Origin of the sequence: Paenibacillus sp. SYP-B3998, assembly GCF_010820665.1 — a bacterium.
Lineage (GTDB): Bacteria > Bacillota > Bacilli > Paenibacillales > NBRC-103111 > Paenibacillus_E.
Genome location: NZ_JAAIKC010000001.1, coordinates 376,854 through 391,697, shown reverse-complemented (window position 1 = coordinate 391,697; position 14,844 = coordinate 376,854). Strand labels below are relative to the sequence as shown.

Here is a 14,844-nt window from a genome sequence, read left to right as displayed (position 1 = left end):
ATTGCGACGAGGCTGACTCTTACACCCAGTTGGATATGCCCACAAGCAGTCAGACACCGCGGTTGAAATAATAAACAAGCTGATGCCAAAAAATACTGACATCAGCTTGCTGTTTAACTCAGCCAATCTACTTCACTTCAAAATAGGTAATGAGTTCATCCAGAAGTAAATTAGCTGCTTTATAGCCGCCCGCCGTGTTCCAAATTGCTTCATCTACTTGCACAACTTTGTTGTTTTTCGATACATTCAAGTTTTTGAATAACGGATCATTCATCCATTCTTTTACTGCTTTGGATGCATCGGTCTTACCAGCAGCTTCTGTGACGAAGTAAAATAGAACGTCCCCATCCATACTAGGAATTGTTTCTTTAGTCATTACCTCGATAAAGGAGTCCTTATTCTGTGAAGCAGGGCGATCAAATCCTAATTGACTTAAGAGTACGCCAGAAAATGTTTGCTTCTGATAAATTCGCACCTGTGTAGCGGAGAAGCGTGCGATCGAAACCTTCGTAGCTGCTTTGCTGCCAAGTTTAGCCTTTACATCAGAAACGCGTTTGTCGAAGATGGCCATAGCCTTCTCGCCTTCTTCTTTCTTATTCACTGCTTCCATATACAGCTTGAAGTTGTCCTTCCAGTCCCCGCCTAAATCTTTTGCGAATACGGTGGGGGCGATTTGCTTCAATTGTTCATATATTTTCTCCTGTCTGACTTTATTGCCAATAATCAGATCCGGTTTAAGACTGGCGATCATTTCGATATTCGGCTGTAATTCATCACCAACAACGGTGACATCCTGCATCTCTTGTTTGATATGGTCATACCATGGATTTCCAATCCAAGATTGAACAGCACCGATTGGCTTTATACCGACTGCAAGAAGGGCCTCGGTTCCTTCGTTAGTTAATATAACAACGCGTTTAGGAGTACCAGTTAAGGTTTCTACGCCCATCGCATGTTTAATTACTCGGGGTGCTTCAACTTCCAATGACTGAGTTGCCGTTGGAGCCGATGTTGCGACATTGCTGCTCGGTACCGCCGAACTCCCATTCAAAACGCTCGAATTTGTCGTGCCAGTCGTGCAAGCACTTAACAATAAAGTGAAGCAAAATAACAAAGTTACCGCCATTGAGGTTTTAGAGCTTCTATACATTGGTAAATCTCCTTCTCTTCTATATTGAAAATGATTATCATATTCATTAACAATATAACGTCGAGGCTTTCTTGCCACAATAGGATAATTCGACAAATAGGATGGACTATATCGACTTCCATCCATTTTATGGGTATTCTCTTTGAAACTTGTTGGAGCGACCCCCTCATATTTCTTAAAGATACGACTAAAATAATAGCTGTCGGAATATCCGACACTCTCCGCAATTTCTTTCAATGTAAGCGACGTGTTAAGCAATAATTCTTTGGCTTTGTTCATGCGAACATGAATTAAATAATCGATGGGGCTGGTATTTTTCTGACTTTTAAACAATCTCAAAAACTGCCTAGAGTTACAATCCAACATTTCTACCAATGATTCGAGCGTAACGTGCTCCCTATAATGTTCGTGTATATAACGAATGGCTTGTGCCACCAGATCAGGCTTGCTGGTAGAGATCCCTTGTTGATGCAATTGTCCCAAAACCTCATATACAAATTGATAAAACAGCGTTTTGACATGCAATTGCCCTAGTGTGTCTGATTGCTGCCACTCTTTAACAATCAACTCAACCTTTTCATATAAAGAAATCGGGTAAAGCGGAGCAAAGCCATATTGCCTTTGAAACGGATTATCGGATTCCATAAGCCTCAGTAGCTCTTGACGACCAGGTAATGGCAAAATTGCTTTATACAAAATCATGTAGTACTCAAAGATTTCTTTAGCCGCAATATCTAGGCTCAACCCTTTGCCACCATGCAGAATATGAAACCGTTTCACAATGTTTACTGTTCCATCCAACCGTACCTCAGCACTGCCGCGTACTACATAGATAAACGCACTGGTCGGCAACCGATAGGCGTGTAATTCCTTCTCTGCCTCTATGATTGTATGGCGCACATCCATCACTTTGATGAAAACATGATTCCACAGCATGATAGGGTCACTAAGTTTCATCCTTCTTACTTCATCCCTTTCTAAACCGCTCATGTCCTTGGTCATTCTATCATTCTCTCCGACACAGATTAACATAACAGGTTTAGAAACCAATGTAAATGATAATCATTCTCATAAAATTGGCAATGCTCGTATTTTATTACACGCCTGATCCTCTCCTTGAGCGGAAAAAAGTGTAAACGCTTTGTATAACCAAGATGCAAATGACAAAAGCACCTCGTCATTGCTATTACAGCAATAACGAGGTGCGCTAAAAATCTATTGGTTCTATGCTATTAATTTTCGATGATTATACCGCTTAATTTGAGAGTGACTGGGTTAGCAATCGTGTCCCCAACTGGGCAAGTCTGTTCCAGAAACTGAACAAATTCTTCAACTTGTTCTTTGGGTGCATCCGTTTTGATATGAAAGGTGTAACGAATCTCGGAATAACCCGGACGGACATCCGATTTTTTAAAGAATCCGTCCAAATCAAGGTCGCCTTCGACTTCCACCCAAAAATCATCAAGACGAATATTAAATTTCTTCGCATAAACTCTGGCTACTATCGATTGGCATGCACCCAACGAACCGAGCAGCGCCTCTACTGGATTTGGGCCTGTATCGGTTCCCCCCAAGCTTTTCGGCTCGTCGATCGTAAACTCGAAATTTCTGGAACGAACTTTGACAACAACACCCTCTTGTAAATGTGCTGTCGCTTTAAATGTTGTAATAGGTATAATGCTCACTCCTTTCGTTTATATAAACCTAGCGAAAGTATAACATATAATTCCAATCGTGTTAATATGGATTTAATTGATCAACTCGTCAGCACCCGGAATTCTAATTTTCTATAGCAGGGCTTCCTATATACTTATCCAAAAAGCGGTCTACTCTTTGGAAATATTCCGTGGGATAGTGATTAATAGCATCGATGTGCTCTGTGTTTGCCGGATACCAAGCCTCCGCATGAGAATTCCCTTTCAATGAACTAAAGATTATCTCTGAATTTTTGTAGCTAATTTGGGGATCTCCAGTACCATGAATCAACATAATCGGCTTGTTTGGCATCTTTTTTACTGCATCCATTGGAGATACGGAATCAAAATCAACCTTAAAGATCCAATTTCCTACCCATATCGATGTCCAACCGAATGGAAACGAAGGCAAACCGGAAAAAAAGCTCAATCCTTCTCTCAGAAATAAACCCGCATTACGAAAAGGGCTATCTGCGATCACAGCTTTGATGTCATCACTTTCACTAGCGGCTATCAAGGAGGTCGCAGCTCCCATTGAAAAGCCTATAACACCAATGTTATCCCCAGCACTTCCTCTGGACTTTAAATAGCTGACAGCTCCAAGGACATCGTATTTTTCATTGAAACCAAGTGTGATAAGATCTCCATCGGATTCTCCCTGACTACTGAGATCAAATGCCAATACGTTATACCCCTTCGGAACTAAATGCTCAACTAGACTTCTAGTCCGTCCTTTGACTAAACGATTGCTTGTATATCCGTGGACGACAATAATCGTTCGATCACTCGTTTTGTCGGAAAGATTGCTTCCAGGAAAGAAGGTACCTCTAATTGTCAAATTATTCCTCAAGCTCTTAAACTCAACTTTTTCATAAGGCGTTTTATCGGGATTCATTTCGTAACTGACATTAGTGTCTCTAGGATGGTGCATCAAGGTATCCATTACCTTATATGAGATAAAAAATACAAAAGCAGCTAAAAGTAACAGCAAAACCCCTGTGCCTATTAAGATTTTACGCAATTTTCTCGTACGAACGCGAGATGTTGTATTCGATTGTAAAGAAGATGTTTGACTCATCTGACTTCCTCCTGTTGTTTTTCATTTTATAGAGATCCAAACAAATAAAATGCATGTCCTTTCAGACCATCCCACTCAGGATGATGGATACCTTCCTCGAGCGTTAAGCATACTCCGTTTAAGTAAGAAATATAGGCCCGAGAGACCGTAGCTGGAGAGAAATTCCTATTGAATTCGCCCAATAACTGTCCCATGGCATACGTGTGTTCGATGGCATCAGTCATTTCTTTTGTACTTTGAAGAATCGCTTGTGTAAGTTCAGGAAATCTGTTTCGCTGTCCCAATACATATTGAACAAGTCGCAATTCATTCGAATAAGAATAAATTTGATCGAACTGTTCCTCCACCATTTTCTTGATTAATAGCCTTGGCCTTCCCTCTTGCTTGAGATTGGCAATCGCCTTTTCCCTGATGTCTTTAAGCGGCTCAAGGACAGCGGTGCAGAATAAAGCTTCTTTGTTAGGGAAATATTGGAATATTGTACCTGAAGTCACTCCTACATTTTGTGCAATGAGAGCCGTTGTCGCATTCGAGTAACCATTTTCTGCAAAAAGGGAAATAGCTTCCTTGAGGATCAGACTACGCTTTTCTTGTCTTTTTTCTTCATTGATGGGTCTTGCCAAAATTCTCCGCCTCGCTTTCCATTCTTTCATCTATTAATTAACTGATTGATTACTTAATTAATATACACCCAATCATTCCCTATTGCAAGAAAAAATCTTTTTCTAGCCCAAAGGACTGGTTTTAAGTAAAATTACGCAAATAAAACAAAGCCCCGAGTTCTCTGATGAAACAGAGGATTCTCAGGGCTTTATTGGGTTAGACTATGACGCTGTCCCATGCATAGATTTCACAATGACACGTGGCGTCGCCAGTCTTGATGTTTACTTAACCAAATTTGAAAGTAGGCTCTTTCCTAGTTCTACTTCTTTTGTAAATTCTGCATTGTATTCATTGATTATTTCTGTACTGAAACCTTTTGTTTCCAGCTTGCTCCTTACATTGTTAATAATTTCGTTAAACTGACTTTCCTTTTCTTTAAATATGGCTTGACCTTTTTCGTACATTTTGGAACGCTCTTTGGCGTTTTTCGTGTTTTTTGCTTGTATAGCAATATCCATTAATTCGAATTTGCTCTCATTTCGGAGATTTCTCAGTTGACTAGTCGCTTCTTTCGTAATGGCCTCATATTCTTTTTTGCTGTCCTTGTCCGGCTTATCCTTGTCTGGCTTATCCTTGTCCGGCTTATCTTTGTCTGGCTTATCCTTGTCCGGCTTATCCTTGTCTGGCTTATCCTTGTCCGGCTTATCCATGTCTGGCTTATCCTTGTCCGGCTTATCCTTGTCTGGCTTATCCTTGTCTGGCTTTCCTTGCTCCGGCTTATCCTTGTCTGGCTTTCCTTGCTCCGGCTTATCCTTGTCTGGCTTTCCTTGCTCCGGCTTATCTTTGCCTGGCTTTCCTTGGTCGGGCTTATTGGAATTGCCGTTATTATTGTTATTCCACTTTTCGAAATTAAATATTTGCTCGAAGAACGAGCCTAAATTAATTGTAGATCCATTGATAATGATGATTGGGGCGTTGTTCTGAATATTAACGGACGCCGCTTCTACCTGTTTAGCAGGTAAAACAGGAGAAATTAATGCGGCCAATACCATAGCCGACAACAGCTTTGATACATAATGCTTTGATTTGTTTACCTTCACTTTATTCACTCCTTACTTTATTATAAGTCTGTTTTACTTATTTCTTCTCTTGAAGAGATTCCTCATAGCTCTTGCCTTTGCTTAAACCATATTTGGAGGCAATCGCAATTAACTCGTCATATTCCTTTTCCGTTAGCTTCTCCATGATGACTTGCTTGGCCTTCTTCTTTTCATCCAGAGACATCCCGCTATCAAAAAGATTCTGGAACAGCTTAAGATCACTGGCACTAAGCTTTTTGAGCAGAATGGCGGTAATCTTCATTTGTTCAGATAGCGGAATTTCATCCTTTACTTCTGCTGCCTTCTCATGGGTGACCTCAGCCGAGTACGCTTCTTTTTTGGGCTTTGGAGAAGTGGCAGTGGAATGTTCATTGGCCGGGGTTGGGACAGAGACCTCCGTCGGAACGGGGGCTATCGTCGGGCTTGAAACTGCTGTCGGTATTGGGTTCTTCTGGTAAGCAGCTGGCAGTTCACTATTTTTCGGCGATTGAACAGCTTGGACATCAGGAACCAATTGAGCTGGGTAAACGACTTGATCCGTTGTCGCGTTCAATGACTTATCGCTCCAAGTATTCTTCGCCAAATAACTGCCAATAAACAGAAGAACAGCCAATATGCTAACCCCTATAGCTTTTTTCACTTTCGTTGCCATTTAACCTCACCTCTTCGAAGCGTTCTACTACGTCTGATTTTGGGAAATATGAACAAACAAAACTTGATTGCCACCAGGCCAAGGAGACCACCAACTGAATCCAGGACTATATCCTGCAATGCACTAGTTCGCTGTACGCTTCTCGTTTGGTTCCATTCATCTGCAGTGGCGATAAGTATCACATAAATTTCCACTAGCAGCATCTTGGCTATAAATCTCCATCTTAAATGAAATAGCGCCCAATACGCACTAACCGCTAGTACTGCGTACATAAATAAATGAGAACTTTTACGAAAAATAAATTCTGCAAACTCGTAGGGCTGCTCCTTGGCTTCAATCGTAGCATGATGATAGTGAACCGTAATTTCAGGTATTACGCTAAGCATCCCCTCCTTCGTGAACCATTTATGTAAAATTGGCTGTATGCTCTGCTCTTGATGCGACTGGGAGGAGAAGTAAAAAATGAGCAGCGTCCACAGCCATACAGACACTAAGGGAATAAGCTTAGTAATTGACCGGATGAGATTCACTCCTAGCCGATTTTACTGCTGGCCTGCCCACGGATTGATAGTCGAACCCATGATCATACATCCTACTTAGCGAGAAACAATTGCGTCCATCCACAATATTAGGGACATTCATCAGTTTATGAATACCAGATAGTTCCATACTCACAATCTCCTGCCATTCCGTCAAAATGAGACAGGCATCACAGCCTGCTACCGCTTCCTCTATACTTTGATAATAAGTGACCTCAGTTGGAAGGTGCGCTTTGGCAGTTTTCGTAGCAACCGGGTCATAGGCATGCACAATGGCCCCCTTTTTGAGCAGTTCTGGAATGATAACAAGAGACGGAGCGCACCTCATATCGTCTGTGTTCGGCTTAAATGCCAATCCCAACACAGCGATCCGCTTTCCTGCATAATCGCCAAGCGAATGCTCTAGCTTGTCTAGAAGCACAGACGGCTGTGAGTTATTCGTAGAAATAACTGATTTGAGCAACGAGAAATCATATCCAACTTGATCCGACATATGGGTGAGAGCCAACGTGTCCTTCGGAAAGCAGGAGCCGCCATAACCGATCCCTGCCTGCAGAAATTTCCCGCCGATTCGGCTATCTAGCCCCATTCCCTCTGAGACTTGGTTAATGTCCGCCCCGACGCGTTCACAGATGTTGGCAATGGCATTAATGAAAGAAATCTTAGTTGCCAGAAAAGCATTCGCCGCATATTTAATCATCTCCGCGCTCTGCAAATCAGTGATGAAAATCTTCGTGTTCAGCGGTTCATGGAGCTTAGCAATCGCCTTAGCCGCTTTATCGCTCGTCGTTCCGATCACCGCTCGATCCATATTCATGCAATCCATAATCGCTGATCCTTCACGTAAAAACTCTGGATTCGATACTACATCAAAATGAATGCGGTCGTTCGATCTGTTATTGCTAATGATCGTGCGAACGAGTTCTCCGGTACCCACCGGTACCGTACTTTTATTAACGATAATTTTGTAAGTATTCAAATGCTTCCCGATGGTTTTGGCTACTTCTTTTACATAACGCATATCGGCTTCCCCATTCTCTCCCATTGGGGTACCGACGGCGATATAGATGATGTCCGAGTCTTCAATCGCCTCTCCGACTTCTGATGTGAAACAAAGCCGATTTTCTTTCACATTCTTGGCGACCAGCTCTTGTAACCCTGGTTCGTAAATAGGGATTTCCCCTTGGCGCAGCATCGCGATTTTCTCTTGGTTAACGTCACAGCAGACGATCTGATTGCCCAACTCTGCAAAACATGTACCTGAGACTAAACCGACATAGCCGGTGCCAATCACTGTAATTTTTTGCATAAAATCATTTCGCCACCTTACTAAGTAGTTTGGGCTGTGCCTCGTAGACCGTCTGGATATAATTCAGAACATCGTTCCTTAAATCTTCCCGCTGCAAGGAAAAATCAATGGTCGCTTTAATAAACCCGAATTTATCACCGACATCATGACGAATGCCCTCAAAATTATAAGCAATGACTGGTTTCTTTTCATTGAGTCGTTTGAGCGCATCCGTTAATTGAATTTCACCGCCAGCACCGGCTGGAAGTCCTTCCAGGATGTCAAAAATATCCGGAGTTAAGATGTATCGGCCCATAATAGCATAATTCGAAGGCGCAGCTTTTTTCGACGGCTTCTCGACTAACGTTTCCAACAGGAACACTTCCGGTTCGATGGATGAGCCACGAGGCGCTATAATCCCATATTTGGATACATCCTCATCACTTACTCTCTGAACACCCACAACGGATGATGAATACCTGGAATGAACCCGCATTAATTGGCTGAGGCAAGGCACATTCGATTGGACAATGTCATCTCCAAGCAGAACGGCGAAAGGCTCATCGCCGACAAAACTGCGTGCACACCAGATCGCATGTCCCAAACCTTTTGGTTCCTTTTGACGAATATAATGGATATTAGCCATTTCCGAGATCGCTCGGATCTGTTCGAGTTCTTTTTGCTTTCCTTTTTTATCCAGGGTTTCTTCCAGTTCAAAGGATTTATCGAAATGATCTTCGATGGCTCGTTTTCCGCGACCGCTAATGATCAGGATATCTTCAATACCGGAGGCAATCGCCTCTTCGATAATATATTGAATCGTTGGTTTATCAACGATTGGAAGCATTTCCTTCGGCTGCGCCTTCGTTGCAGGCAAGAAGCGTGTTCCTAGTCCCGCTGCTGGGATAATCGCTTTACGCAATTTCATGAGTCATTCCTCCATAGACAAGTGATTTAATGACTTCGATAACACGTTCTTGCTCATATTCAGTTAGGCTTGAGCCAGACGGCAGGCATAATCCCTGCTCGAACAACTGATCAGATACGCTGTTCCCTTCGGTGTGCGAAATATACGTGCAATCTTTGAATAGCGGTTGAAGGTGCATCGGTTTCCAAACCGGTCTGGATTCGATATTCAATGCTGATAGTGCTTGGATGATGCTGGCTGCCGTTGTTTTTGCCTGCTGTGGATTGATTGTTAGTGCTGTCAGCCACCTAGTCGATGTGCCAAAAGTTGCTTCCGGCATAAAGTTAAATCCCTTAATCGGACCTAGTGCCTCCACGTAATTGGCAAAAATAGCGCGTCGAGCCTGGATTCGTGAAGGAAGCGCCCGAAGCTGACCAATGCCTATACCCGCTAGCACATTGCTCATCCGGTAATTGTAGCCAACCTCGCTGTGCTCGTAATGCGGAGCTTGATCCCTCGCTTGCGTCGCCCAGAATCTGGCTTTATCCAAGGCCTCAAGATCATCGGACACCAGCATACCTCCACCAGAGGTCGTAATAATCTTGTTCCCATTAAATGAATAAATTCCGAACTTTCCAATCGTGCCGCTTCCCTTGCCCTGGTAGGTCGCGCCCAAAGATTCAGCAGCATCCTCAATAATCGGAATATTGTAAGCCTCACATATGTTCACGATTGGATCCATATCTGCACTTTGCCCGTAGAGGTTAACGACAATAACCGCCTTTGGCAATTTTCCATTGCGTTGTGCAGAGATTAAGGCACGTACCAGCGCTCTTGATGACATGTTCCATGTTTCGGGCTCAGAATCAATAAAGACAGGTTCGGCTCCTTGATAAAGAACGGGATTCACACTGGCTACAAAGGTTAACGTCGAGCAGAACACTACATCCCCTGGACCCACGTCGAGCAAACGCAATGCGAGATGAATGGCCGCAGTTCCAGAGCTTAACGATAGAGCGCCACTTGCTCCAACATAATGCGCTACGTCCTTTTCAAAAGTATCCACATTGGGGCCTAATGGTGCGATCCAATTCGTTGCAAATGCCTCATGAACCCATTGCTGCTCTTCTTGCCCCATATGTGGTGGAGATAAATATATCCTTTGATTTACCTGCATCCTGTTATGCCCTCCTCTGTCGAATCAGAATCTGTTTATCCTCTGCATACTTAATAGGCTTGGCAGGGACTCCAACAGCTGTGCATAGCTGAGGAATATCCGTAATGGCAACTGCCCCTGCGCCCAGCGTACTCCAACTGCCTATCCTTCTTCCCTCGATTACTTTAGCTCCCATGCCAATGTGCGCACCGTCTTCTATGGCGACATCGCCACCTAAAGCAGCCGTAGGAGAGAGGTGGACAAAGTCTCCGATCACGTTCTCATGTTCAATGATGGAACCCGTATTGATAATGCAGTGCCGACCTATATGGGCCCCACAATTGATAATCGCCCCCGGCATAATGACAGAACCTTCACCAACTGTCACTCCGCTTCCAATAACCGCTTTGGGATGAATCAGGGTCGCATACTTAGCTTTTGCAACTCCAATTCGTTGTTCGACAGCATGTCGGCTTCGATTACTGCCTATAGCGATAAGGAGGGAAAACTCATCATATTCCAGTAGCTTTATCATGTCAGTTATTGGCCCGTGAGGGACTCCATGCTGCAAGAAAGTATGTGAGAATCTGTCATCTCCAACACCTGCAAGCACGTATACGCCTTGTGCCGTCATGACATCCAGGACAACCTTACCATGGCCGCCGCCACCTATAAGGATGAGCTTTTTCATTAATAACCCCCCACTTTTCGGTTGCCTGTAAACTTACTTGTTGTGGCATGGCCTGCCTGCTGGACACCCTCGGCATAGAAGACCTTTCTCACCGTCATCCAGACGATTTTTGCGTCGAGCTTCAAGCTTTGATGTTCTGTATACCAAACATCGAGCTTGAATTTGGCCTCCCAGGATATCGCATTCCTGCCATTTACCTGAGCCCATCCGGTAATACCAGGTCGTACCCAATGCCGCTTTTTCTGTTCCTCCGTGTATAAAGATAAATATTCCATTAGCAGCGGTCTTGGGCCAATTAAACTCATATCGCCACGTATCACGTTGAAAAGCTGCGGCAGCTCGTCCAAACTCGTTTTCCGAAGCAGCTTACCAAAGCGTGTAAGTCTTTGCGCATCGGGCAGAAGCTCACCTTTTTCATTTCTTTGATTATTCATCGTACGAAATTTGTATACATAAAATGGTTTTCCATGTAATCCAGGTCGCTGCTGCTTGAAGACCACTGGCGAGCCCAGCTTCGTACGAATCAATATCGCGACTATCACGTATAGAGGGCTCAGAACAATAAAAGCTCCTAATGCTGCAGTAAAGTCCACCACACGTTTGATCCACTGTAACTGTCTTCTTCTTTGTGCTGATTTCATCAGCTTGATTTCCGTATAGATCTTATGAAGTCTTTGAACAACCGCTTGTTCGGTATACTCATTCTCGATCACTCTTCGTGCCCCTTGACCCAATTTCTTGAGCAAGATATCACTCTTCATAAGCTCATTCAGCGCTAAGGAGAATGCCTCTGATTGCTTGTAAGGAACTAAGATTCCCGTTTCTTGGTGCTTGACAAGCTCTCTTGTGCCCAACACATCGCTAGCTACAGAAGGCTTTTGAAAAGCCATCGATTCCATCAAAAAACGGGGAATTCCCTCCTTCTCAGAGGTTAATACCACGAGATCCGCCAACTTAATCCAAGGGTAAATATTCGCTTGATGACCGATCATCCGCACTTCATTCTCAAGGCCAAGCTCCTTGATTCTTTGGGTTATTTCGGCTTCCAAGGGTCCTTTTCCGGCGATTAGACATACAAAATCATGAATGAAATTCACTTTTAGAGCCTGAAGTGCATCTAACAAAAACGCATGATCTTTGATCGGCTCCAAACGGGCGGCCATGAGGATAATTCGCTTACCTTCAGGTACATCAGCCTGTATCCGCAGCATTCTCATGTCTGATGCGGTTATGCTCTTTTGAATGGCATCGAGCTTATTCAAATCGACCCCGTTGCCCTCGTAATAAACTGGCTTCCCTGGCGCCAGTTCTTGCAGTTTCGACATATCCTCACGGTTTTGAGAAGATAACGCATCGGAGAACAGTGCACCCAATCTCTCTAAGCTGCGGTATACCGAACTTCGGATCCTGTTCTGCCCATCGAAAAAGGGGAGCCCGTGACTGGTATGCAGGATAATCGGCGTACCGCTCAGCCAAGCTGCAATCCGTCCGATGAGTCCCGCCTTGGCGGTATGCGTGTGCACAATGTCGAATTGCTCGTCCTTAAACAGCTTGCGCATCCGCCAGATCGACTGCATATCGTCCCAAATGTGAATGCGGCGGTTCATCGGTAAGAAGTGAAGCTTTAAGTTATATGGCTTCATGTACGACTCTTCATAACCATCCGGGGAAGAGACCAGATGAACGTCATAGCCTGTTTGCTGTAGAACAGTCAGCTTGTCTGCCAATATTTTATGAGAAATACTACTTGTACAAATATGAGCTACTTTCATCATACGAATACCTTTTTATAATAGAAGGAATACCAATGAACGAAAGCTTTTATGCCGTCCTCAATGCTTGTCTGCGGGCTAAAGCCGACCTCTTTAGTAATTTCATTGATATCGGCAAAAGTAGCTTGAACATCTCCTGGTTGCATAGGCATGTACTCGATAATCGCTTTTTTCCCAAGGCATTCTTCGATCGTATGGATAAATTTCATTAACGGAACAGGCTGATTATTGCCGATATTATAAATTTTATAAGGCGCATAGGAGGTGGAAGGATCTGGATGAGCACGATCCCAATCTTCGTTGCTAACTGGAGGACGACCCAGTAGTCTAACAATCCCCTGAACAATATCGTCGATGTATGTAAAGTCGCGCATCATTTGGCCTTCATTAAAAACTTGAATGGGCTTGCCTTCCGAAATCGCTTTAGTAAAAGAGAAATAGGCCATATCAGGTCTTCCCCAAGGACCATACACGGTAAAAAAACGCAGCCCTGTCGTAGGTAATCCATACAGATGACTATAGGTATGAGCCATAAGCTCATTCGCCTTTTTCGTTGCCGCATAGAGGCTAACGGGATGATCAACGGCATCATGCACGGAGAATGGCATCTTCACATTAGCACCATAAACGGAACTGGATGAAGCATAAATGAAATGCGCAAGGTTATTCTTACGTGAACACTCCAGCATATGGGTAAATGCAGTAATATTGGAATCAATGTAGGCCATCGGATTGACCATCGAGTAGCGAACCCCTGCCTGTGCGGCTAGATGAACAACAGCCGAAAATTCATGGGAAGCGAATACATGATCTAGAGCAGCTTGATCACAGAGGTCAAAGGTGTAATGGGTGTATTCGGAATACGCCGTTAACCCATTCAAACGATCTTCTTTAAGCCCCACATCATAATAGTTATTCAGGTTATCCACGCCGACAACGGAATAGCCGTTCTGTAATAGGTTTGCAGCCAGATGATACCCGATAAAACCAGCAGCTCCGGTGACTAGAATCTTCATGCCTGAAGCCCCCCTTCCTTGACGAATCTCGAGAATTTCTCCCAAAATTCCTGCCTATTTTGATCCAAATGAATTTTGGTATAGCTGCCTGCCTTGAGAAAATTCGCCTTTGCTTGTTCCATTAACCACGTCTTGTTGGTTATATTTTCTTCAATTAGGCGGGCGAGATGCTTCTCATTGCCAGGCTTATGCAAATATCGTTTATCAATCAGCTCTGGAATACCTCCGGCTGTGGATCCGATAACCGGACACCCTCGGCTCATAGCCTCAACCGTCGCTCTAGGAAGACCCTCTTGAAAGCTCGGCTGTAAATAAACATCCACCTCATCTAACCACTGAAAAACAGCCTCGCCACTCTGCAGAACACCATCGAAATACACCTGCTCCTGCAGCCCAAGCCTGGCAGCGAGAGCCTTCCATGGACCAATCTCACCCCCTCCTAGGATACGGAACTGAAATGGGGGAAGTTTAGATTGTACTTTGGCCAAAGCTTCCAACGCTGTCGCAATCCCTTTCGTTTTCCCATTGAGATTTCCAATGAGCCCCAATACGACGGGCTTCGTAGCTGTTTCTATTTTATTCAAACGTTTATCGAGTATCGTCGAGCAAGTCTCAGGTATTTCCACATCCGAGCATCCTTCGGTATGACCTTTGGCATTCGGGTACCGATTCTGTAGAAATTCCTTCGTCACATAGATAGCGAAAGGAGCATCCTTAACTTGTGATTTCGTCTTTAAGGTAGCAAACAAGGCGTATGCCTTTCCTTGGACATTTCCATAATTCCATAGAGCATCCCACGCACAAGCGACCATTTCGATGGCAAAAGGCTTATTTAGCTTTTTCGCGATTTCAATCGCTTCGGATCCTATTTCACTCGGCAATCTGGCAATAACAGCATCCGCTTGTTGAATCGACTCCGTTAGCACTCTTTCGATGTAACCCTTTTTTGTAAGCTTATTCACAGGATTGCTTAGTGACGGCAGCACGATAAAATCGACATTTTTCCCGCTGGATAGGCTCTTGTTTTCAATTTCTGTTTCGGACGAAATTTTCTTCGCCCTGGAGGCAACCGTTATTTCATCAAACACGGATAGGTATCTTTCCCAAACCGCATAAGGAAGCTTACCGCTGGAGAAGAATTTTCCCGAATCATTAAAATAAAATGTATGGTCATGAGCCCACAATACTTTCATTCCTT

14 protein-coding genes are annotated in these 14,844 nt (G+C 43.9%); all 14 read right to left on the bottom strand.

What is annotated here, in order from left to right; translation table 11 throughout:
• Positions 1-127: 127 nt before the first annotated feature.
• Positions 128-2,140, bottom strand: coding sequence for an AraC family transcriptional regulator (locus tag GK047_RS01730; RefSeq protein WP_240343734.1), 2,013 nt, complete (start codon positions 2,138-2,140; stop codon positions 128-130).
• A 242-nt stretch (positions 2,141-2,382) separates the two neighbouring features.
• Complete coding sequence (locus tag GK047_RS01725; protein ID WP_163943544.1) at positions 2,383-2,826, bottom strand: OsmC family protein; 444 nt, start codon at positions 2,824-2,826, stop codon at positions 2,383-2,385.
• A gap of 103 nt (positions 2,827-2,929) precedes the next feature.
• Entirely contained in the window at positions 2,930-3,922 is a 993-nt protein-coding gene (locus GK047_RS01720) for an alpha/beta hydrolase (protein WP_163940470.1), read from the bottom strand.
• A 26-nt stretch (positions 3,923-3,948) separates the two neighbouring features.
• The gene (locus GK047_RS01715; RefSeq protein ID WP_163940468.1) at positions 3,949-4,545 is read right to left on the bottom strand and encodes a TetR/AcrR family transcriptional regulator; all 597 of its coding nucleotides are present in this window, start codon (positions 4,543-4,545) and stop codon (positions 3,949-3,951) included.
• A gap of 261 nt (positions 4,546-4,806) precedes the next feature.
• Positions 4,807-5,634: a hypothetical protein gene (locus GK047_RS01710; protein WP_163940466.1), complete on the bottom strand. Its 828-nt coding sequence runs from the start codon at positions 5,632-5,634 to the stop codon at positions 4,807-4,809.
• Between the two features lie 28 nt (positions 5,635-5,662).
• The gene (locus tag GK047_RS01705; protein ID WP_163940464.1) at positions 5,663-6,277 is read right to left on the bottom strand and encodes a hypothetical protein; all 615 of its coding nucleotides are present in this window, start codon (positions 6,275-6,277) and stop codon (positions 5,663-5,665) included.
• A complete protein-coding gene (locus GK047_RS01700) occupies positions 6,262-6,768 on the bottom strand; it encodes a VanZ family protein (RefSeq protein WP_163940462.1) in 507 nt (168 codons plus the stop codon). The genes GK047_RS01705 and GK047_RS01700 overlap by 16 nt, the downstream gene beginning before the upstream one ends.
• Before the next feature lie 13 nt (positions 6,769-6,781).
• The gene (gene tuaD / locus GK047_RS01695) at positions 6,782-8,125 is read right to left on the bottom strand and encodes a UDP-glucose 6-dehydrogenase TuaD (protein ID WP_163940460.1); all 1,344 of its coding nucleotides are present in this window, start codon (positions 8,123-8,125) and stop codon (positions 6,782-6,784) included.
• A 4-nt stretch (positions 8,126-8,129) separates the two neighbouring features.
• Positions 8,130-9,032 (bottom strand): UTP--glucose-1-phosphate uridylyltransferase GalU, encoded by a 903-nt coding sequence (gene galU / locus GK047_RS01690; protein WP_163940458.1) that lies wholly within the window; start codon positions 9,030-9,032, stop codon positions 8,130-8,132.
• Positions 9,019-10,188, bottom strand: coding sequence for a DegT/DnrJ/EryC1/StrS family aminotransferase (locus GK047_RS01685; RefSeq protein WP_163940456.1), 1,170 nt, complete (start codon positions 10,186-10,188; stop codon positions 9,019-9,021). Before GK047_RS01685 ends, galU begins: the two co-directional genes overlap by 14 nt.
• A gap of 4 nt (positions 10,189-10,192) precedes the next feature.
• On the bottom strand, positions 10,193-10,858 hold the full coding sequence (locus tag GK047_RS01680; RefSeq protein WP_163940454.1) for an acetyltransferase: 666 nt from the start codon (positions 10,856-10,858) through the stop codon (positions 10,193-10,195).
• A complete protein-coding gene (locus GK047_RS30285) occupies positions 10,858-12,633 on the bottom strand; it encodes a sugar transferase (RefSeq protein ID WP_163940452.1) in 1,776 nt (591 codons plus the stop codon). The genes GK047_RS01680 and GK047_RS30285 overlap by 1 nt, the downstream gene beginning before the upstream one ends.
• A complete protein-coding gene (locus GK047_RS01670; protein ID WP_163940450.1) occupies positions 12,630-13,646 on the bottom strand; it encodes an NAD-dependent epimerase in 1,017 nt (338 codons plus the stop codon). Before GK047_RS01670 ends, GK047_RS30285 begins: the two co-directional genes overlap by 4 nt.
• Positions 13,643-14,839: a glycosyltransferase family 4 protein gene (locus GK047_RS01665; RefSeq protein WP_163940448.1), complete on the bottom strand. Its 1,197-nt coding sequence runs from the start codon at positions 14,837-14,839 to the stop codon at positions 13,643-13,645. The genes GK047_RS01670 and GK047_RS01665 overlap by 4 nt, the downstream gene beginning before the upstream one ends.
• Positions 14,840-14,844: the final 5 nt, after the last annotated feature.